This window comes from Eubacterium sp. AB3007, assembly GCF_000688015.1.
Lineage (GTDB): Bacteria > Bacillota > Clostridia > Peptostreptococcales > Anaerovoracaceae > Aminicella.
Genome location: NZ_JIAD01000001.1, coordinates 1,260,498 through 1,284,296 on the forward strand (window position 1 = coordinate 1,260,498; position 23,799 = coordinate 1,284,296).

The following is a 23,799-nucleotide window of genomic DNA, read 5'->3' on the forward strand; positions in this document are numbered from 1 at the left end:
ATTGAAGTGACCCCCAAAAGTTAGACTTTTGGGGGTCAATTTAGAATCGGCGGTTTTTCTTATTATAGAAATCGTATGCTTTATGATACGGCGCGCCTTCTTCTGTAGATCAGAAGCAGCAGAACTGCTAAGGATATCTGCGCTGATAACAGGAATGGCAGGAACGGCGTGTTGTCTCCGGTTCTGGTTCTGGTCGGCGGAGGCGTCAGTGTATTGGTGTATTCCGCTTCAACCGTGTCATTCGCATAAACGTTGACCGAGAGGCTCTTGCCTGCTCCTTTGCGGATGACATTGCCATCATAGTAAACCTTGTATGCTGCCGTGTACTTGCCCTTTCCGGCCTCTGTCAGAAGATAGCTGATCTTGCTTCCGTCTGTGTAGTAAACCGGCAGTTCCGCCCAGGTGGTATCATCCGTCCAACCGTTCGCTTTGTTCAGTTCCACAGATTTAGGAATGCCCCTGAGGTTGACTTCCTTGCCGTTCACAACTGCTTTGAGGCTGATGGTCAGTGAATCAGGCACTTTTGCTCCATCGCTTCCTTTCCAGACTTTGGACACTTCGAGAGATCCCTTCAGCGGTCTGTTTTCGATATAGGTCGTGAAACCTTCCTCTTCTGTACCCTCTGTGCTGGAAGTATACGTGAAGGCACCGATGGTTCCTGTTGTCTTGTCACCGGATTCATAATCTACAGCGACAGTTTGGCCCTGCTTCGTGGTATAACTGACCTCGATAGCACGGTATTCGTATGCATTTCCTTCCCCGTCCAGCTTCTGCAGTCCGGTCCAGGTATGCTTCCAGTCGCCATGCGCAGTCAGGTCAAATGTTTCGACATCATCCCAGTCTGCTTCACCGCTCTTTCTCTGGAGCATGACAGTGATCGACTTGATGTTTTTGTTGAAATCAAACGTATCATCCACGAATGACTTCTCGACACTGAACTTCGTCGGAATCATCGTATTGGTGATCTCTGAGAGATCGGTCGCAGTGGCGTTTTCTGCCGATTCATCCTCGCCAGGCATATGTGCTTCTGTCACTTCGTACGGTCCGACCTTGCCGTCTTTGACTTCTAGTGTCTTGCCATCGATGGTGATCGAAATCTCCACAGCACGGTACGTCAGAGGTTTATTACCCGCATCGTATGCCGGCAATCCATCCTTTGTCGCTGTGCCCATTTTCTCGCCCTGTTTTCTCTCGATTGTCAGGGTGATCTCCTTGCCTTTCACTGTTGCCGGTGTCCAGGTTTCGCCATCACTTGACTGTTCCACACGGAACGTAACTGCTTTGACCTGTGCGGCAAGATCATCTGTGTCTTCCCAATTCTTTTTGACTTCGAGGCTGGTGGATATCGGTGTATTAGTAATGGTCAGTTTCTGATTTCCGTTATCCTTGTCTTTAACGGACTTAGTTCTGACATTATATCCACTGAGTTCCCTGCCCTGAGAATCGGTTTCTTTGACGTAGTAGGTGATTTCTTCTGCTTCTGCGCCTTCTACAGCCTGATATCTCGGCAGTTCCTTCCATACAGCCTTCCAGTCGTTGCCAGCATCCAGTGTCTTGCTTTCGGCAACCTTTCCATCAGCGTATTTCGCCTGTTTGGTGCACGCTTCATCTGTATAGATCGTCGCCTGGATGGACTCCGGTCTGGTGCCGTAAGCATCCTCATCGTCATCCCAGATCTTGTCGACTTCTACCTCGATATTTCCAGGATCACGGACAATAACCTGATCTGTGATCTCGTCGCCCGAAGGTACGTAGTCAGCGGCAGGAACTTTCAGCAGCCACTTGCCTTCTCCCAGCTTGGTGATGTTGGTGCCTTCCGCCTTTGCTCCTTCAATGCTGTGGCCATCGGCCGGCTTGGTCTCAACGATCACATACTCCTTGAAGAAGAACAGATCATCCTTGGAGATTTTCCCATCCGAATCCGTTGTAAGCTTCGCGACGATATCGTCATCAGACAGCTTCTTACTTGCCTTGGTTCCTGTACCATGATCAAACGGTCCGTAGATGGTGAACTCCGCGCCCTCCAACGCTTCTCCGCTTGACTGGCTGACCTTGGTCAGTTTCAGGCTTCTAAGCAGATTGTATCCGTTGTCCTTGGTCATATCAAAGACATCTGCAGTCTGATGCAGGAAGAACTGTTCTGTCTGATAATTACCTCTGCGGGTCACAAAGTTGTCATCCTTCTGGTCATCACCCGGAATCTTTCCCGGAATATAGGAACCTCTGGGATCGACATTGTTCTTCGTCTTCGTAAAGGTACTGCCACTGTAGACCATATTCATATTGTAGGTATACGGGTTCTTACCAATGAGTTTTCCTGCTTCATCGCCTGATTTGTCGTTGATCCAGTTTTTAAGATCGTCAAGATCTGTACTTTTGCTTCTGAGTTTTGCTGCTGTCAAATCATCAAACTCGAAATGCGCGATACCATAGTTGTCAGGATCCGACCCTGTCTGTTTTATGGTCCCCTGCGTCACATCTGTGACAGCGAAGTTCCTCTGGTTGGAAGTATTCAGCTTAACATTCAGATCCTTGAGCAGCTGTTTCACGACGTCAAAGCTGAGATACCAGCTTTGTTCTCCGTCATTCTGCCATCCGTCGCTGTCGGCATCGATCCAGACATCGCCACCCACCTTGACCTTGGGAGGCGCGATGGTCACTTCTACCACATTACTGCCGAGCGGATCATATTCCTTTGCCTTATCCGCTGTAGACGGAGGCGAGAATGTACTGTAACCGAAGTTGAAGTCATTCGCTGCATTCGTGAAAACAATCTTGTTCAAATCTTCAGGGTTTGCTATGTAATCAATCTTAGCTGTGTACTCGATCTGTACGCTCTTATTGCCTTCCAGGACTACAGTTTTATCATCTGTTACTGCAGTTTCATCACTTGGATCATAAGCAAAGGCAACAATGAATGCCGTTGGCTTAGCTGGTTTGTCTGTGCGCCATCCAGCCGGACAGCCTCTCTTGGACTCGTTGACGATATCAGTGATCGTATCTGCATCAAACTGTGTGGCGTCACCTTCAAAATAGTAAACGGTATAATCTGTACACTTCTTGCCGTTTACAGTCACAGTCCCCAATTCATTGAAGTAAAGATCCCAGTTGGATCCTCTGTCCGTATTGTTGATGCGCTGGTCTCCCACGGCAGGCATGATATCCATGACCGCCATATTCGTACGCTTGGCCTCTGACACATTGTTGATCGTCAGCTGATAATGCATGGTTCTCTGCGCATCCTGTTCATCATTGGTCAGCAAAGCGACTTTGTCTGTCCGGTATACACCTCCGTCAGAAGGACCATACTCCGCTTTTACGCAAACCAGTTGATTGTCTGTGGCCCAGGTATTTTCATGGAAATCACCCAGATATCCATATGTGCCCTGCGTACCGAGAGCTGTCTTCAGCGCCTGTGCCCGTTCTTCCGGACAGTGGAGTGCCGTGGCGATGTTTACCAGTTCGCTCGCCCACAGACCCTCATCATCCTTGATAACGGCACCTGTGGTATTGTCACTGGTAGCAACGCCGACTTCTTTACTGGTTGTAAATGCAAAGTTCCAAATCTCGGAACCAAAATTGGTTACCGCATCAGTAACGTCCGCTGTCAGCTCGATCTCAATGGATTCACCATTTCCAACTGTACCATTGAAGGCAATATTCACATACTGGCTATCGCCAGCATAACCTGTGGTGACTGTTGGCTTTCCGGTAATGGTATCCGGTTTTTTAGTAACTTTCACGAATTCCTTGCTCGGATCCACAATAACGCCCTGTGGCAGTAGGTCAACTATGATCGGATCCGTAAAGTCGATCGGCTCTCCGGTAATGTTCTTGACCGTAAGTGTATAAGTGATTGGTTTGCCAACATCAATAGCTGTATTCGTATCCGGACCGTCTTTCGTGAACTCGATTTTTGGCGCCTTGGCACTGTCTACCAGAGTTTCGGCATCATCCTTGGCTGTCAGGGTCTTTTGCGTTTCTTTCTCACCTGTTGAAGACCATGGCGTGTATTTCAGCATCACATCTGCATCATCTTTGATCTTGGTGACAGACTTTACAACGCCCTGTGCCGGTTTCTCCTGTTTGAATACAGTCGCTTTTGCAACGGTCTCCCCTGCAACAAAATTCTGCCCCAGTGCATAGCCTGTATCTGTCTTCAAATCCGGTGAATTGTACTCTACGTAGAAGGATTTGATCTTCTTTCCATCTGTTCCGGATGGCTTTACAGTAATATTACCTTCAGAAACGTTGACCGGATCCATCTTGTACTCGGTTCCGTCGAATGCTACAAAGGTTACAGTTGCCTCGATTGTGTAATCCTTATCCTTCTTCGCGCCTTTGAGGTAATGATCCATGCTTCCCTGACCGACGATAACCTCCGTGATGTCGTACCATTCATCAGCCAGTGTTGCATTATCAGGCGTTGCAGTCAGCCCGGAATCGTTCAGCTTATACGCATCCAATGCATAACCATTGGTAGTCGTCGGCTTCAACGTGTAAGTCAGCTCTGCTGCTTTCACAGTCAGACTATCAATCCGTTTTTGATCTACTGTTTTTTTGAGTGCGATCGACGCGTCACCTTTGTTGTTTTTGAATGTAACGCTGTACTCTTTTTCATAATTCTTTGCCGGTACAGAGAATACCTCATAACTGACAACACGTGAATCGTCTTTGATGATACTATAATCATCATATTCTGTGCCGGTGGCAATTGCATGATCCTCCACAGCCAGATACGTCCTTCCCGGACGGATAAACTGTTCATTGGAATAGGTCGAATCCTTCGTCTTGCCTCCAATATTCTTTTTGTTATTCTTTGTCAGTGCAGTGATCTGCTCCTCTGTCAGTGTCGTTGGTGTTCCGTCTGGAACTTCATAAACATGGAAATCAACATCCGGCTTCTGAACCTTTCCGCTGATGTCTTCCTTGTTTACAATGAGTTTCAGGTACGGAATGTTGTAGCCAGTGTAATTGTACTCCTGACCGGATTCGTGCTTGTCCCAATCGATGTCCAGAAGATACAGTGTTCTGCCGTCTGAGGATTGTTTGGTTGAAAGTTTCTCCGAACCATTATAGAGGCCCTCAAAGTCCACATATCCCTTCACATCATTGATCTCTGCCAGTGCGTAATCATACCCCGGCAGAACCAGGAACTCAGCCTTCCCATTCGCATCTGTTGTTTCATAAGGATGCCATGTATCCCAGGTATTTCCGTTATCTGTACTGAAGTACATCTGGAACTGGGCTCCCTTAAGCTCCACAGGATTGGAAGTTCCATGGGTTCCTCCGTACTTGAGGATCTTGACGGATGTTCCTTCGTAGTTCGGAAGAACATACTGATTATCATCTGCCTGAGGGGAGTTGAATTTGTATTGCAAATTATCGCCCGGCTTCAGATCATCCACTCTGATTGAAGCGTTGTCTTCATCGATGGTGTATCTCTTGCCGTCTTTTTCGGGCGCCTTGACCTCATGGATAAAGACTGTCTGTTGTTCATCCTTCACAAATGGGATGATTGTTGTGTAACTGCCGTCTCCGTTGTCTGTTACTTCTGCACCTGAAATCGGTGTTTTTTCATCCGACTTCAGCACTTCAAAGGATGCTCCGGTCAGGCCTTCTCCGGTCTCTCCATCATACTTGAATATCGTGACGCGCGCCTCAAGGCAGAGATTTGTCACATCTACAGAGACATCTTTTCCGTCCTTCGGAATGACAATCTTGTAATAACCCTTGAATTTCCCGCTCGTTTCAGGATCGATTTTCTTATTGCCGACCTGTACACTCTGAAGCAGATAACCTGCTGCTGTCTTTTCCTTCAGATAGTAGGTCGCTCCCTGGCTGAGATCTTCAAAGACCGCTTTGGTTTTTTTCGCTTTCGGAATTTCACCGCCATCAGCTTTACCCGTAGCCTTAATTGGATTTCCCGGTACGATCTTACCTTCTGAATCCAGAAGTTCGAATTCAAAGCTGTAATCTCTGGCAGGTATTTTACCGAAATCAACCGTCTTGTCGATCAGCATCTTGACTTTCGGCATGTCCTTGAAAGTCAGCAGTCCTGTGCCGCCTGCGACACTGTTAACCGTGTACTTGTCAGATTCAGCGATCCGCAGATCCAGTCCGCCGGTCATAACGATGGTCTGTGCCGCAGGATCAGGAAGATCATAATGTGCCGGCGCTTTTGTCTCTTCTACATAGTAGATGCCTGGGTTGATCTTAACATTACTGAAGGTGCTATCATCTATCGTGATCGATCCGTCAGTTCCGGTCGTGACCTTGCCGCGGCTGATCCATGCACTGTCTGAGGCTGAGAATTCAGGAACAGTATATTCACCGCTGATCTTATCAAAGGCATGGTAATAAACTGCAAATTCAGCACCTGACAAAGCTGTGCCCTTCTGGGCGTCTTTCTTCTCCAGCTTTATTTTGACAGTTTCAAGATTCGGTGCCTTCAAAGCAAAGGCTTTATTATACTCTTTCTTTTTGATGACTTTCTCATGCAGTTTCGAACCATCCAGGCTGCTGGTTCCGTTCGGTTTCGTCTCGGTTGTGTAGCTGACCGGATATCCCGTGCCGTTTACCAGATTCTTAAAGTCCGGATACTGCGCCATGAAGAGTTGCTTGAAGTACTCGTTTGTAAATCCATCTGGTCCTTTCGTCTCAGATAGAGTAAACGTGGTATCAGCCGGAAGTTCTGTGAAGACAGCCTCACCGTCTCTGTTGGTTTTTGCAGTCTTGCTGTAAGCTGTACCTTCTTTCTTGTCCAGCTTGAACTCCGCCTGCAACGAAATGGCTTTTCCACTCATATCCGTCTTTGTGATGGTCATCTTCGGTTTGGACGGACTGTATGTAGTGAAGGTTTGTGTTCTGTCGGACACGACCACGTTGAAATGGAATGCCAATGATTTATCCTGGACGCCAGTATACTTCTCAGGATAGAAGTTCTCGTAGCCAGTCGCAGGATTTGTCATATACGCCCTGTATTCTCCCGGGTCCAGGCCATTATTAAAATGATAGCCGTTGCCGTCTGTCTTGAACGTTCCTGTTCCGCTGGTTGATTCTTTGTTCGTAGCAGGATTCCATGGCACCCATTCCCATTTCTGTATATTCGCATTATAATTATACTTCTCCAGCGCGAATGTTACCTGCTTAGAAACGAACAGGGACGGATTATTTTCACGACTTGTTTCCAGATCATCATGAAGCTGCTCATACCCAACCTGCTCTGGATCATATCCGAAATGACGCAGTACGACAGAATTGTCGATCGTAAGGTAGTCTACGATAGCCATGGACTGATGCTCGTTATCCTTGTAGTCGAGTCTCCGGCTGTCCTGATCGCAGAAATCTGAAGAGTATCCGCCATGATCACCTGTTTTTTCAATATCGGGTACTGCATATTTATCATTTCCAAGATAAAGTGACCTCGGAGCAAATGTGATCTGCATATTATGCTTATGCAGATCCAGTTCATATTTGGAAGAACTGGACACCTCAACCAGTGTTGCATTGAGCGTGAAGGTTCCTTTGATTCTGGTACGGTGGCCCTGCGCATCCTCGATTGGTTTTCCGTCCGGGCCAACAACATACGGATAGGTCACATCATATCCGGAATCAGATGCACTTTTGAATGTAATGACCTGATCCCAGGTGTCTGGATACATTCTTTCAAGTTTATCAAAGATCGCCCACGCATCCATGCTGCGGGAAACACCATATCCTGTGGTGTGATTGCCGGTAAAGTCATCATTTTCATCACCAGTGGTAATGGTATCAAGGAGAAGCACCTCCTGATCATTCTGGGGATTATCCTTATCCACTTTTACTGCATACAACCTAAAGGTGGCGTTTGGCATCAGTGCAAAATCACTTCTAACCAATTGTTCCCTTGGTTTACGTGCAGTTTCCTTATCCGATTTCTGCCTCCACTTGTTAAACTCGATAAACGCCCAGTTTTCTGTGCCGTCTCCAGGCCCCTGGAGCGGATCATCAAGTACAGTGTGTGGATTGATTGCATTGATCTCGAGTCCTATATCACCGTTTTCTTGTTTGTAGACCTTACCGCTGGTCTTGTTGGTATAATTCGTGTCTTCGGCTGTGAAAAGCACATGATTCTTTGACTCAATAATCCTGTATCCTGTTGGTGCTTTTGTTTCCACCAACCAGTAAACAATATTATTTGCATATTCCAGAATATCAGTCTGGAACTCGCCTTTCTGCGGCTCGTCATTGTGAATCCATGTGCCGGATGTATACTCTCCAACCACGGTACAGTTCGCTGCATCAAAAGCGAGCTCTCCCGCTGTTGTTCCTTCAGGCAGAACCTGTTTATACAGTGTGAAGTTGGCACCGTCAAGTTTTTCACCGGTATATTCATCCTTCTTGGTCACATGAATCTGTGTCCAGGGAATCACATTGTCAATCTCACCGGTATACTTCGGTGTTGTTGTAGATACGAGCGCCGCTTTGCTCAGTTTGTTGACCTGTGTTTCTGTAAGAGACTCAGGACAGTTGCCCTGTGCGTCAGTCTGCAGATAATCCCCCTGCACCGGTCGCATGTACTTGTACTCCGGTCTGTCCGGTACACTGACTTCTATAGCAACAAAACCGTCTGCCGAGTACTCAAGTTCCCCGAAGGATACTTCACCATCTTTGTCCGTGGTATCCTTGTCAATATAGGTATATGTACCATCTCCGTTGTTCCTGTACAGAGCAATAACTGCCCCCTCCAGTTCATACTTTAGGTCTGTCAGTTCATTCTCACGTGCGTCATAATACATTTTGACCACATCAACGGACAGATACTGATGGTTCTCCACAAAGCCAGCGTCGGCTATACCTCCGAGGACCATCTGCGGATGTTTACTTGAAAGGAAGTTCTTTGTATAGAAATGGTCTGCCTGTTTTCCGGTATAAACTTCCTTTACAACATAGCTGATCGTGCTTCCGTTAGCATCATAGACCGGTAGATTCCTGAATGTCGCCTTTCCACCATTGGCGGTGTTGGCATAAGTCACCCGGGATCCTGTCGGTTTTCCCTCAGCATTTGCTTTGTAGACTTCCATGCGGAATCCTGCGAGACTGCCTGGGGCCGTCACTTCCTTGTTCTCCGCGTCAAAGAGCTTCTTCGTGACTTCAAGATTTCCCCTGTTGTAAATATTGATAACATCGACGGGCAGCAGGCTATCCTGCCTGTCAGAAGGCTTCGTTACAGTATACGGACCGAAATAGAACTTTCCACCCGCAGACACACCTTTGTCCTGATACAACTCCGGATGCTGGTCAGGATAAACAACTGTATCAAGCTTTGTGTCTTCATGCAGATAATATTCACCCTTTGGAAGGCTGACTTCTGATATTCCATCTGCCTTGATCGTAACAGGCTTGTCACCGACTTTGTATGGTTCAAATGCATCCCCGTTTTTCATATAGATTGAGAAGGTAATGCCGGAAAGGCTGCTGGCCTGCTGGTCCGAATCATTTACATCCTTAACCTTCTTCGTCACACGGATCTTCTTATAAGGCGTATCCTTGAAAGTAAATGTAAGGTCCTCAGATGTCACTTTTGTTCCATCTGCCTTAAGGACTACAAAGTTGCCCTTATCATCCATGCCAACTTTCCAGCCCCTGGTATCGATCTTCCGGACATTTTCATTGTTTTCTTTATCCAGATAATAGCCTGTTGGGACGTCGGTCTCTGTAATAGTATATTCCTTACCGAGCTCGATTGGCAACTTCGCCTCTGCACTGTCAGATGATGTAATATGCTTTGGCTCTGTCCCTTCCGCTGAAACGTCAAATTTGGCATTGGCAAGCTGCTCGTCGGTCAGTTTATCTTTCTTGATGATCCCGATCACGATCTCCTGCTTGATATTGTAAGATACAGGAGTCAGCTTGCTGCTGGTGCCATCCTGGAAGGATCCTACCGTCACAGCAGGTGTCTTGGTTCCGTTGATAGAGATCTCCGTATCTGTGATCCAGGTATACCCTTCGTCCGGATTCTGCTCTACTACATAGTAGGTGTATTTCTTCCCCTCCGCGTTAATAGACAGTAAATCACTGAATTTACATTTGCCGTCTGACCCTGTAGTCTTTGGATTACCAACGAGTTCAGCGGCGGAGCCCTCCGCTACACGATAAAGCTGGAACGCCTTGCCGCTCTGATTCTGCGGAGTATATTTCCCTGAAGACTGATTGACCACTACTTTCTTCTTGGTCAACTCAATGAAACCGGACTTGAGATTCTTCATGACGATGGTATCCTCACCATCCGCCGGTGTGATCGAATCTGAAGTCACCTTCTGCTTTGGTTTTTCGCCTTTCAGGCCATAGTAGCCTTCCGGAAGGTCTTCGACAAAGCGATACATCAGTTTCTGTTTCTGATTATCGACTTCATCGACTTGAATCGAAGTGGATCCGTTTTTATCAATACTGTGACCAACGGTGCCAACATTTCTCCATTTGTCATCTCCCTCATTTTCTGCTTTGGTTTGCAGCATAAAGGCCTTATCAAACGTCCTGAAGTCGTCCGTTACATCCTTAAAATTGGTTGGATCGGAAACAGTACTGTACTGTTTCTGAAGCTTGATCACTGTCTTGTTTAAGTGATTCTTTACCTGAATTGCTGCTTCCGCAGTGTTGTTTTCTGTAACCTTAACCTCTTTGACTTCGTCTGATTTAACATAGCCATCCGGAGCAGAGATTTCCCACAGATAATAAATCCCGGGAACCAAACGTCTGAACGTCGCGTTACCAGAGTTGTCCGTATCTGCCTCTTCGATCAGTTGGGTGTGCTGACGGTCTTTATATAAACCGAACTTCGCACCGGAAACCGGAAGTTCATTGTTGGAGTCATCGGTCTTATGAACTTTGATTTCACCAAGTCTTTCTTTATTGTTGAAGGCAACAGTTGCCTTCCCTTTTTCATTTACAGTAACTGTCTTCGGATTATCTCCAACAGCCTCTGTACACGCCGGCGTTCCGGTTTCCTGAATCTTATAGGTCCCGGCATCGAGATAGAATGCAATCTTACCGTCATCACCGTTTGTATTTGACGCATCTGCACCAGGATCGATGGTTACCTTGTTTCCACTGATCTCATGGTACTTGTCGTTGGAATCTTTCCAATATATTGTTGCCGGTGTTGTTCCGTCTTCTTCAAAGACTTTAAATGTTGCTGGCCCGGATACAGGCGCTTTGACGGAAGATGTATAGAGTTTCTTCTGTTCATCATCAAAATTGACAATGTATTTTTCGATTGTGATATGACCTGGTTCTATATACGCAGGAATCTCTGTCTTTCCGTCGTCCTGTGTTTCCTTCGCGTCCTGTCCAAGTAACTGATAATCGATTTTACCTAAATTGCTGGAATCCGCTGTGGTCTTAGCAGCATTTTCATGGTACCAAACCATGAACTTGCTGTAATCATAGACCATATCTACGTTATATTGCGAGAAGGCCGGAGCATTCTCTGCGACTTCATTATCATTTTTTCCTACGACAGCATATGGCAGATCCACAGGCTGCCCGCTCTTCACACTGATTGCTTTCGGCTCCCCGCTTTCGTCAGCTGAAGTGCCATCTTTAAAGATATAACCTTTCTCATAAGGAGTAACTGTAATAGCCTGTGCTTCCAGCGTCCCCCCGTTGTGCAGTTTCAGTTCTGGCGTATCTGTCAGTTGAATATCATCAGCAAACGGAGCACGTCCGTTTCTGACATAGACGTTCTTATCTTCCGTCGGAGCTGCTGACTCCCCCTCACCTACCTTTAATCCGTACTTCACGAGATAGTGAACGGTTACTGTTCCATGATCTTTATCTATGGTATATGCTTTTGCACCATCATAAGGAGACTTTGTCAGCATCCATTCATCCGGTGTTGACAAAGTAATGTTCTCTGTAGTATCTGTGACCGTTTTGGAATACTTCTTTGGCGGAACAGACTCGTCCTCATCTATGCGCACATTAAAATCAGCACTGAACGTCACCTCTGCTTCCGGGAGAACCGCACCGTCAGGCAGTTCTCCGTTTCCGGAAATCCTGGTGTTGATATCAAGATTCACGGAATTACTGTTGGTCGCATCTCTGGTTCTCTTCTTCAGCACGATTTCCCAGATGTTGTTAGCAGCATCGATCTGAGAATATGATTCAATATCTGTATCTTTAGGACCGGTAATTCTCACCTGTCGTACTTCACCCGTGCCAGGAATCGTTACCTGCGGCAGTTTCAGTTTAACTGTGATGTTTTCCCACTGGGTGAACATCGGCTCCTGATTTTGTCCGTCATACTTGTAGAAGGCAGACTGATACATAGTAGCATCAACGTTGTACTTAATCAAATCGCCGGCTTCCGCAGTATCCTTGTTGTCTGTCAGTGAAACCTTGAAAGTCTTAGCCTTTCCGTTTGGGCCGTAGTTCTCTTCAGCTTTCTCCTCAGGCGAAAGACCTTCTGATCTGGCAGCATCTTTCTTCGCCTCGGACCTTTTTGCTGCCGGAGAAGCCTTTTTCACTTTTTTCTTCACAGGCGCGGATACATCGGTGTCTTTTTCTGCATCTTTCGGTGCAGGCGTTGTGTCGATCGTATTCTTGACCTGCTGATCGTCATTCTCTTGGGTCTGCTCCTTCTCAGGTTCCTCTACATCGTCATTGCCCCGTGCATCCTCTGACTGGTTGACCGTCTCTTCAGTGGATGTCACTGCTTCGGGCTGTGAAGCATCAGTTGTGGCAAATGCCTGATATGGCATCATACTGATCGTCATTGTTATGGCGAGTAACTGTACAAGAAAACGATACCTCATACTGTTCTTGTTCTTGTTCTTGTTCTTGTTCTTGTTCTTGTAATTCATCTTAACACACCCTATCCTTAATCAATGTTTTCTATTGATATACGAATCAAAAAACTTCCAGGTTATAGAAGTAAGTTCCGACTATAACTGTATAACAAAAAATATATAACGATTATACCATATAAACATGTCTTGTGTCTCGCTTTAATCTATTATTTTGAGGAATAATTAGCCGCTTCACTATACTACAGTACCTCAGTAACAGTTCCCCCGTTACTTTAAACTACATCATCAAAAGAAAGAGGCCTTAAAAGACCTCTTTCTTATCCGGAATATTCCTGTTAGTATATGCGTACTTGACTAACAATCAGATTTTGACCGTCTGCGGCGGACAACTATGATGAGCAATGCAAGTACGGAAGAGAGCAAGATCAAAACGCTGACAACTAAGTTAGTGTCGTCACCTGTTCTTGTTCCACCTGCTTCCTTATACACATTTGTGATTTTTACAGTCTGGATCAGCTTTGTGCCCTTCTTGGCTACCAGGTTGCCATTGCCGTCGTCGACGACTTCGATCGTGACTTTGTGTTTCTTCGTATCGTATGTCACGCCCTTGCTATCACCCTTAGTCTCCTTGACTGTGTAAGTGTACTTTCCAGGCTCATCGAAGTCGATCTTGCCGAAGCTTACTGTCCGATCCTTGTCAGCCTTGGTGATAACGATGGTATCTTCCTCAGGCATCGGTGCATTGCCGGACCCACTGAGCGTGAATTCGAACTCATCATCAGCAGTCCATTTGCGTCCTTCGAGAGTCTTCTTGACCTTGATCTCGCCGGTGCCTTCTGCTGCATAGGTATTGGTGAACTCTTCGGTCTGGATCAGCTTGGATCCTTCCTTAGCAACGATATGGCCCTTTCCGTCATCTACTGCCTCGATGGTGACTGTATGTTCTGTTGTATCATAAGTCACTCCGCCGAGTGTACCCTTGGTCTCCTTGACCTTGTAGGTGTAGGTGCCGGCCTTCGTGAACTTGATCTCGCCAAAGCTCTTGGTCTGATCCTTGTCAGCCTTCTTGATCGTGATGCTTCTGTCAGCTGGCAGCGGTGTGCCTTCGTCAGCACTGATCGTGAAGGTGAACTCATCATCATTCGTCCAGTCACGGCCTGTAAGAGTCTTCTTGACCTTGATCTCGCCGGTGCCTTCTGCTGCATAGGTATTGGTGAACTCTTCGGTCTGGATCAGCTTGGATCCTTCCTTAGCAACAATGTTGCCGTTGCCGTCATCTACTGCCTCGATGGTGACTGTATGTTCTGTTGTATCATAAGTCACTCCGCCGAGTGTACCCTTGGTCTCCTTGACCTTGTAGGTGTAGGTGCCGGCCTTCTTGAACTTGATCTCGCCAAAGCTCTTGGTCTGATCCTTGTCAGCCTTCTTGATCGTGATGCTTCTGTCAGCTGGCAGCGGTGTGCCTTCGTCAGCACTGATCGTGAAGGTGAACTCATCATCATTCGTCCAGTCACGGCCTGTAAGAGTCTTCTTGACCTTGATCTCGCCGGTGCCTTCTGCTGCATAGGTATTGGTGAACTCTTCGGTCTGGATCAGCTTGGATCCTTCCTTAGCAACAATGTTGCCGTTGCCGTCATCTACTGCCTCGATGGTGACTGTATGCTCTGTTGTATCATAAGTCACTCCGCCGAGTGTACCCTTGGTCTCCTTGACCTTGTAGGTGTAGGTGCCGGCCTTCTTGAACTTGATCTCGCCAAAGCTCTTGGTCTGATCTTCGTCACTCTTCTTGATCGTGATGCTTGTGTTATCTGGCAGCGGTGTGCCAGACTCAGTATCAGCTGCTTTCTCGATCGTGAAGGTGAACTCATCATCATTCGTCCAGTCACGGCCTGTAAGAGTCTTCTTGACCTTGATCTCGCCGGTGCCTTCTGCTGCATAGGTATTGGTGAACTCCTTGGTCTGGATCAGCTCGCATCCGTCAGCTACGAGTTTGCCCTTACCATTATCCTTGACCTTGATCGTGACTGTATGTTCTGTTGTATCATAAGTCACTCCGCCAATGCTGCCCTTAGTCTCTTTGACTACATACTTGTAGGTGCCGGCCTTCTTGAACTTGATCTCGCCAAAGCTCTTGGTCTGATCTTCGTCACTCTTCTTGATCGTGATGCTTGTGTTATCTGGCAGCGGTGTGCCAGACTCAGTATCAGCTGCTTTCTCGATCGTGAAGGTGAACTCATCATCATTCGTCCAGTCACGGCCTGTAAGAGTCTTCTTGACCTTGATCTCGCCGGTGCCTTCTGCTGCATAGGTATTGGTGAACTCCTTGGTCTGGATCAGCTCGCATCCGTCAGTTACGAGTTTGCCCTTACCATTATCCTTGACCTTGATCGTGACTGTATGTTCTGTTGTATCATAAGTCACTCCGCCAATGCTGCCCTTAGTCTCTTTGACTACATACTTGTAGGTGCCGGCCTTCTTGAACTTGATCTCGCCAAAGCTCTTGGTCTGATCTTCGTCACTCTTCTTGATCGTGATGCTTGTGTTATCTGGCAGCGGTGTGCCAGACTCAGTATCAGCTGCTTTCTCGATCGTGAAGGTGAACTCATCATCATTCGTCCAGTCACGGCCTGTAAGAGTCTTCTTGACCTTGATCTCGCCGGTGCCTTCTGCTGCATAGGTATTGGTGAACTCTTCGGTCTGGATCAGCTCGCATCCGTCAGCTACGAGTTTGCCCTTACCATTATCCTTGACCTTGATCGTGACTGTATGTTCTGTTGTATCATAAGTCACTCCGCCAATGCTGCCCTTAGTCTCTTTGACTACATACTTGTAGGTGCCGGCCTTCTTGAACTTGATCTCGCCAAAGCTCTTGGTCTGATCTTCGTCACTCTTCTTGATCGTGATGCTTGTGTTATCTGGCAGCGGTGTGCCAGACTCAGTATCAGCTGCTTTCTCGATCGTGAAGGTGAACTCATCATCATTCGTCCAGTCACGGCCTGTAAGAGTCTTCTTGACCTTGATCTCGCCGGTGCCTTCTGCTGCATAGGTATTGGTGAACTCCTTGGTCTGGATCAGCTCGCATCCGTCAGCTACGAGTTTGCCCTTACCATTATCCTTGACCTTGATCGTGACTGTATGTTCTGTTGTATCATAGGTCACTCCGCCAATGCTGCCCTTAGTCTCTTTGACTACATACTTGTAGGTGCCGGCCTTCTTGAACTTGATCTCGCCAAAGCTCTTGGTCTGATCTTCGTCACTCTTCTTGATCGTGATGCTTGTGTTATCTGGCAGCGGTGTGCCAGACTCAGTATCAGCTGCTTTCTCGATCGTGAAGGTGAACTCATCATCATTCGTCCAGTCACGGCCTGTAAGAGTCTTCTTGACCTTGATCTCGCCGGTGCCTTCTGCTGCATAGGTATTGGTGAACTCCTTGGTCTGGATCAGCTCGCATCCGTCAGCTACGAGTTTGCCCTTACCATTATCCTTGACCTTGATCGTGACTGTATGTTCTGTTGTATCATAAGTCACTCCGCCAATGCTGCCCTTAGTCTCTTTGACTACATACTTGTAGGTGCCGGCCTTCTTGAACTTGATCTCGCCAAAGCTCTTGGTCTGATCTTCGTCACTCTTCTTGATCGTGATGCTTGTGTTATCTGGCAGCGGTGTGCCAGACTCAGTATCAGCTGCTTTCTCGATCGTGAAGGTGAACTCATCATCATTCGTCCAGTCACGGCCTGTAAGAGTCTTCTTGACCTTGATCTCGCCGGTGCCTTCTGCTGCATAGGTATTGGTGAACTCCTTGGTCTGGATCAGCTCGCATCCGTCAGCTACGAGTTTGCCCTTACCATTATCCTTGACCTTGATCGTGACTGTATGTTCTGTTGTATCATAAGTCACTCCGCCAATGCTGCCCTTAGTCTCTTTGACTACATACTTATAGGTGCCGGCCTTCTTGAACTTGATCTCGCCAAAGCTCTTGGTCTGATCTTCGTCACTCTTCTTGATCGTGATGCTTGTGTTATCTGGCAGCGGTGTGCCAGACTCAGTATCAGCTGCTTTCTCGATCGTGAAGGTGAACTCATCATCATTCGTCCAGTCACGGCCTGTAAGAGTCTTCTTGACCTTGATCTCGCCGGTGCCTTCTGCTGCATAGGTATTGGTGAACTCCTTGGTCTGGATCAGCTCGCATCCGTCAGCTACGAGTTTGCCCTTACCATTATCCTTGACCTTGATCGTGACTGTATGTTCTGTTGTATCATAAGTCACTCCGCCAATGCTGCCCTTAGTCTCTTTGACTACATACTTATAGGTGCCGGCCTTCTTGAACTTGATCTCGCCAAAGCTCTTGGTCTGATCTTCGTCACTCTTCTTGATCGTGATGCTTGTGTTATCTGGCAGCGGTGTGCCAGACTCAGTATCAGCTGCTTTCTCGATCGTGAAGGTGAACTCATCATCATTCGTCCAGTCACGGCCTGTAAGAGTCTTCTTGACCTTGATCTCGCCGGTGCCTTCTGCTGCATAAGTATTGGTGAACTCCTTGGTCTGGATCAGCTCGCATCCGTCAGCTACGAGTTTGCCCTTACCATTATCCTTGACCTTGATCGTGACTGTATGTTCTGTTGTATCATAAGTCACTCCGCCAATGCTGCCCTTAGTCTCTTTGACTACATACTTGTAGGTGCCGGCCTTCTTGAACTTGATCTCGCCAAAGCTCTTGGTCTGATCTTCGTCACTCTTCTTGATCGTGATGCTTGTGTTATCTGGCAGCGGTGTGCCAGACTCAGTATCAGCTGCTTTCTCGATCGTGAAGGTGAACTCATCATCATTCGTCCAGTCACGGCCTGTAAGAGTCTTCTTGACCTTGATCTCGCCGGTGCCTTCTGCTGCATAGGTATTGGTGAACTCCTTGGTCTGGATCAGCTCGCATCCGTCAGCTACGAGTTTGCCCTTACCATTATCCTTGACCTTGATCGTGACTGTATGTTCTGTTGTATCATAAGTCACTCCGCCAATGCTGCCCTTAGTCTCTTTGACTACATACTTATAGGTGCCGGCCTTCTTGAACTTGATCTCGCCAAAGCTCTTGGTCTGATCTTCGTCACTCTTCTTGATCGTGATGCTTGTGTTATCTGGCAGCGGTGTGCCAGACTCAGTATCAGCTGCTTTCTCGATCGTGAAGGTGAACTCATCATCATTCGTCCAGTCACGGCCTGTAAGAGTCTTCTTGACCTTGATCTCGCCGGTGCCTTCTGCTGCATAGGTATTGGTGAACTCCTTGGTCTGGATCAGCTCGCATCCGTCAGCTACGAGTTTGCCCTTACCATTATCCTTGACCTTGATCGTGACTGTATGTTCTGTTGTATCATAAGTCACTCCGCCAATGCTGCCCTTAGTCTCTTTGACTACATACTTGTAGGTGCCGGCCTTCTTGAACTTGATCTCGCCAAAGCTCTTGGTCTGATCTTCGTCACTCTTCTTGATCGTGATGCTTGTGTTATCTGGCAGCGGTGTGCCAGACTCAGTATCAGCTGCTTTCTCGATCGTGAAGGTGAACTCATCATCATTCGTCCAGTCACGGCCTGTAAGAGTCTTCTTGACCTTGATCTCGCCGGTGCCTTCTGCTGCATAGGTATTGGTGACCTTAACCGTTCCATCCGATTCTGCATTTCTTGCTTCAGTTGTTTCAGATCCTTTAGCCTTATATGAATATGTAACAGTTGCGCTGAGACCTGTTTCTGAACTAGAATCTTCAACGACTTTCACAGTAGCAACGTAAGTACCTTCGTCGTAAGTTACTCCAGGAAGATTCCCTTTCTCTTCCGTGATGTTATAGATGTAGGTTCCTACAGCATTGTATGTGATATCACCAAAGCTAACGGATGGTTCATTTTTAGTTGCGGTTTTGTTTAAGTCTGTCGGTGCTGGAGCATTATCCACGCATTCCACAGTAAACTTGAATGTGTCAGCGTCTCCCCATGTTCGGCCTGTGAAATTCTTCGTGACACCGAAGGAAGCTGTAGCGCTCTTTTCCTCTGTCTTTTCGTTTATGAAATGAGCTGCAAACACTTGAGTCTTTCCGGCTTCTATTGTTCCACTGAAATTACCGTTATTCGCCGGAGTTGTCTGTGTGTACCCGGCGGTTGCTTTTTCACCGACCTCGAATTTTGTTCCTGGAGTAAGTCCGACAATAGTAACCGTCTGGGCCGGGGTAAGCTCTACTTCAAACTTACCGTTGTTAAGAGTATAAGTCTTGCCTACATCATCCTTGTCAGCCTCAGAAATGACAGCACTAACAGTTCCAGTTAAATCGTTGTTATCCTTATCTTTTAAACTTACTTCAAATTTAAATTTCTGTGTGGAATTCCTTTCGTTGGAAACTTCTTTGCTTATAGCAAGACCACCGGTGACAGTGTTCACGAACATAGCATCATCCGGGCCTGACAGTTCTGTTACTTTTTCTCCTGTAATTACGCCATCATCACCAATCACAGTTGTGACATCTACGTCCTTTTCAAGCTTGTAATAAGTGTCCTCGTGAGAGTAAATAATATTATCTGCACTATCAGTAGTGTGAGTTACTTTCGCCTTTACAACAAACTTGGTCCCATCAAGCGATGTGAATTCATCTGCCCCTGTATTCTTCTCACTAAGCAAATAGAAATATGTACCATCTTTGCTCCATTTGATTTCTTTGAAGTTAACATTCGCACCTTCGTTCTGGACTTCCTGATACTTATTCTCGTCTTTCTGCTCACCTTCTTGTGGTTCAGGAGTCCAGCCTGAATCCCATGCCTGCAAAATGAATGTATATTTCTGGTCTGATGTAGGATCAACACCATTGACAGTCTTTTTTAATACAAAGCTGACTGCAGCATCTATAATGCTTCCACCCTTATAAGCCCACTGATGGCCTTCTGAATTAGAATATGCGCTGTTACATACGATGCATCCGTTATAATCACCCGAAGCAATTCTTACATCAGCATTAGGCGCTACAACATGACCAAGCTCAGGTGACTGGCTTGATGTTGTGACATAAGTAGCATTAGGGAAATTCCACACAATTGAAAGACCTGTACCATCTTCTTTAGTCGACCCCTTTCCATCAGGATCAGAATGATTTTCAAGCCAACTTCCCGGGGTTGCGCCGTCTATCTGGTAAAGCATTGGAAGTGCAGTATCCCCACTATCAAGGACATTCACAACAGTAGCCTTTGTATCTTCTTTGCTCGCATCACCTACATCAACGATCTTGATTTTATAGGGAAGATTGTCAGGGTTGCTGATAGTAATATTCTGTCCGCCGTGGATAGTTACAATATATGCTCCGCTATCCTGGGGAAGATCATTGGTAACAGTTACAGTTGTCGCATGCTCTATAAGTGTATTCGATGTACTGACAACTTCGTTCCTGAGCCGATCCCAGTCAATGTAGTTGCTGTTGGCAATCGTTCTTCCTTGTCGGTTAAGTCCTTTGTCATTTTTAAAATCAACACCGTTAACAGTGTCTCCAATAACGATGTTCTGACTGCCTATATAGAAGTCAGGAGGATTATTATTAGCATTACGCCCGTTGACACTTACCTGTGTTGAAAGATTTGCAAATGATCCGACATATGATGGTTTGGTGAGTAATGAACTGTCAGCGATCATCGGTGCGTCGCCTGACAATTCTCCTCTGATGAGAGCTCCTCCCATCATATGTGTGTCATTTTTAAGAGCACCATTAACATAATTAATACCATCATGCGTACGTACTGTAGTATCTGAAGGGTCACAAAGTGTTACGACATTATATCCATTCAGAATGTACTCAAGTGAATACTCCGGAAGCTGATTGGTATCTTTACTGAGACGGACTATATCATAACGATAGGTTACTTTATTATCATTATCCGCACTAGTAACTCTCTCATAATCCTGATCCGAGGGATAGTCTTTCGGAACTACAGGATAATGCTTAACAATGTAATCATTAATAACACCACCCTCTGCTATAGGGTTAAGCTTTCCATTATAAGCATTTGCAGGACTATAAATAACACCTTCTTCACTTCCTGCCCACAGCTTCACAGTAACTTTCTTTTCATGTCCTGTAATCTTCTCATTCGGGGCCTTTCCCTGATAAGGAATCTCCCATTCTGTCACAGGAATATCAAAAGTCTTGCCTCCATCGGATGAATAGTCACTTGTTACCGGCACCAATGCCTCTGTATTTGTACCGGTAGTATGCTCAACGGTGACCCATGCATAAAGATACACTCCTTCAGGAATTGTGAGCGGTTTATCACTTATTACCCGGACAAAATATTTTGATTCATTAGCTACTCGAAGAGTAACAACTGAACGGGTCTTATCATCGTTCTGCACATTGCTTACAAATGTATAACCATCAGGATCCGAACTGTCCATGGCATGCGCTTCATTACCGTTATTTGGATTATTACCGCTAACGATACGAACATTTTTTACAGTATAGCCGGCAGTAATTGCGTCAGCATAACTGATCTGACTTCCGGTATCTGTGTAATTTGTCGTCTCTACACCTGTATCAGGGTCAGTAGTCGTTGTAGTCGTACACTCTTTGAAACTGTTGATCGAAACCACAGGGTTTGATTGAGTCAATGATATAGGTGTTATTCCCCATCCTACAACGTTATTCTGGCTATCAACAATATCCGCTCTCGCAAAATAGTTACCTGAAATTGCAGGAGCATCTCCTGAACCAGGAGTAACTGTTACAGACTGATCCTGAGAAACGAAATTCACAGCAACTTCATAACCATCCTGCGCATCTGTAACCTTGATAATGATCTCACTGCCATCTTTCATCGTGATGGTCAGTGTCTCTTCTGTGCTGAACGCCTTCTTGCTTGTCAGTGTCCAGTCTGTATCAAAAAAGCCCTTGTTTTCTTCAACTTCAACGAGATCAGTGTTAGAGAATGTTACTGACTTTACATTATTTACGTCCTTGTCGATGTGGAGCTTCTTGAAGACTTTGCTCAGTTCAATGCTTCCCTCACCAGGGATGCTGAACTTGTACTCGCCGTACTCAAAATCAACTGTGTACGCGAACACAGAGAAATCGCTGGTCTCGAAATTGACTGTCTCGTTCTTAACGTTGACTGCGAGGGCGTTATCGGCTTTGGTTACTTCTTCTACTTTAATGTCGCCAGCGCTGATGTCCCTGGCGTCGGCTGTGGTATCGAACTGTTCTTTTATTTTTTTCTTGAGCGGGAGATGGATGACGTTGACATCGGATGTTTTCTTTGCCCCAATCGAGTCAGAGAGCTGCTCATCGAGGAACTCAAAGGTAACCGAAACCGTTCCGGATTCCGGCTGAAGTTCTACTCCGTCTTTGATGAATGCAACGTCATACAGAAGCGTATTGTTTCCATCGTACTTTGATTCGGAGTTGCTATTTAGGGCTTCCATATACGCATCGTAATTGTATCCCTTGGATCCCTCGCTTATCGCCTTCACTACAAGCTCAGCATCATCGGGAATTGCTGATGGATCTTCAAGAACAGCAGTCACCTTCATGTGGTCATCCTGCCACTGATACTTGGATCGAGTTTGATCGGATTCAGTATCGTCCGGCTTTGTCGCATCTTCTTGATTGTCTGACTTTGTTGCCTCTTCCTTCACATAGTTCTCAGCCTCTTTGGCCTCCGCCTTATCCTTGTTGACTGAGTTCTGTGAAGATTCCTCCTTGGCCTGAGACTTTTGCTCAGAACCCTGCCTGGAGTTGTCAGGAACTGCTTCTTCTGCAGCAGTGTTGACTTTTGCTTTAGATTGGTCGACATCATCATTCTGATTCGTAGCTACCGGTGTTCCATTTGCTATAGCATATGCTGTCATTGTGCCGGTGCCTGTCATTGGGACAAACGCCATAACAAAAGCCATGATCAGACTGACAATAGTCTTCTTAAAATTTCTTGAGTTACGCATCACTATTCTCCTGCTAAAAGTTACAATTGGCTTTATCAATAATTAATCAATTCTGGCTTACCCGACCAGAATTCATTTAGCTTTACTTATGTATTGTTTATATTACATTACAAAACTGTTATTGTCAATGAGATCATCGCGAAAATTAGCTTTTGGTTAATCGATTTTCTTTACTTCGCTGGATTACAGGAACTCTTACTCTACAAGTCATGTAGGAAGCTCATGAATACTGCTTAAGTACCAATTCTATAAGGTCAGAAAAAGGAATAGCGTAGCGCCAAAGAAAGAGGCCCATTCGGGCCTCTTTCTGCAGACAGTATCCTATTCAGTTGACAACAATCTCAAGGAATTCCTAAAGTTTTTCCTTCAGAAAATGCGAATGACAATTCTTCAAAGAAAATGCTGAAGGAGAAACTACTGGCTGGCCCACTGAATATCCTTGTAAGTTGCCTTTTTTCGTTCCTGGTGGAGACGGCGGGAGTTACGCGGATGCTCTGCATCCGCCGTCCGTCGCCTCCCTTTTCGGTCGGCTCGGACCACCGGCTACTCGAAGGTTCACTGAACCTTCTCGCTTCACGCCGATGCCCTTTCGGGTTCGACTCCCATCTTCTTTACGAACGAAAAAAGAGGCGCAAGGCCTCTTTTTTCGTTCCTGGTGGAGATGGCGGGAGTCGAACCCGCGTCCGAAAATAACTCCAAAGCACTTTCTACGAGCGTAGCTGCCGTTTGGATTTTCGCCGGTCACACTGCCCGGCAGCGGGCCATGTAATCAGTTATCCCGTTAGTCCCCAGCAGCTACGGGCATCACTGCTGAGTTTTCCTGCATGATCGAGGCCAGGTTCCGGGCCTGCAGGTGAACCCGGGCTGACCTTCGCGCCGCCGAAGCGGGGCTAGCTATGCTGCCATTGCGAAATTGTTGTTGTTATTTTTAGCGTTTGTATTTAACGTGTCCTTTAGTACGCAGACCGGACAAACTGCGGCTCGCTTATGCTCCTTTACTACCCCCGTCGAAACCTTTACATCCCCGGGATGGCCTGCCTGAATGGCAGGCATTCTC

2 protein-coding genes and 1 other RNA gene are annotated in these 23,799 nt (G+C 46.5%); all 3 read right to left on the minus strand.

Going from position 1 to position 23,799, the window contains the following annotated elements:
* Positions 1–80 precede the first annotated feature (80 nt).
* The 3 genes from P156_RS0106175 to ssrA all read right to left on the minus strand — a co-directional run bounded on the left by P156_RS0106175 (position 81) and on the right by ssrA (position 23,768).
* Entirely contained in the window at positions 81–12,845 is a 12,765-nt protein-coding gene (locus tag P156_RS0106175; protein ID WP_027869375.1) for a SpaA isopeptide-forming pilin-related protein, read from the minus strand.
* A gap of 300 nt (positions 12,846–13,145) precedes the next feature.
* Positions 13,146–22,742 (minus strand): Spy0128 family protein, encoded by a 9,597-nt coding sequence (locus P156_RS0106180; protein ID WP_027869376.1) that lies wholly within the window; start codon positions 22,740–22,742, stop codon positions 13,146–13,148.
* Between the two features lie 653 nt (positions 22,743–23,395).
* Positions 23,396–23,768, minus strand: a transfer-messenger RNA (tmRNA) gene (gene ssrA, locus P156_RS13125).
* Between the last annotated feature and the right edge of the window lie 31 nt (positions 23,769–23,799).

Coding starts and splice junctions, on each gene's coding strand:
- P156_RS0106175 (WP_027869375.1), bottom strand. CDS start 12,845: ATGAATTACAAGAACAAGAACAAGAACAAGAACAAGAACAAGAACAGT.
- P156_RS0106180 (WP_027869376.1), bottom strand. CDS start 22,742: ATGCGTAACTCAAGAAATTTTAAGAAGACTATTGTCAGTCTGATCATG.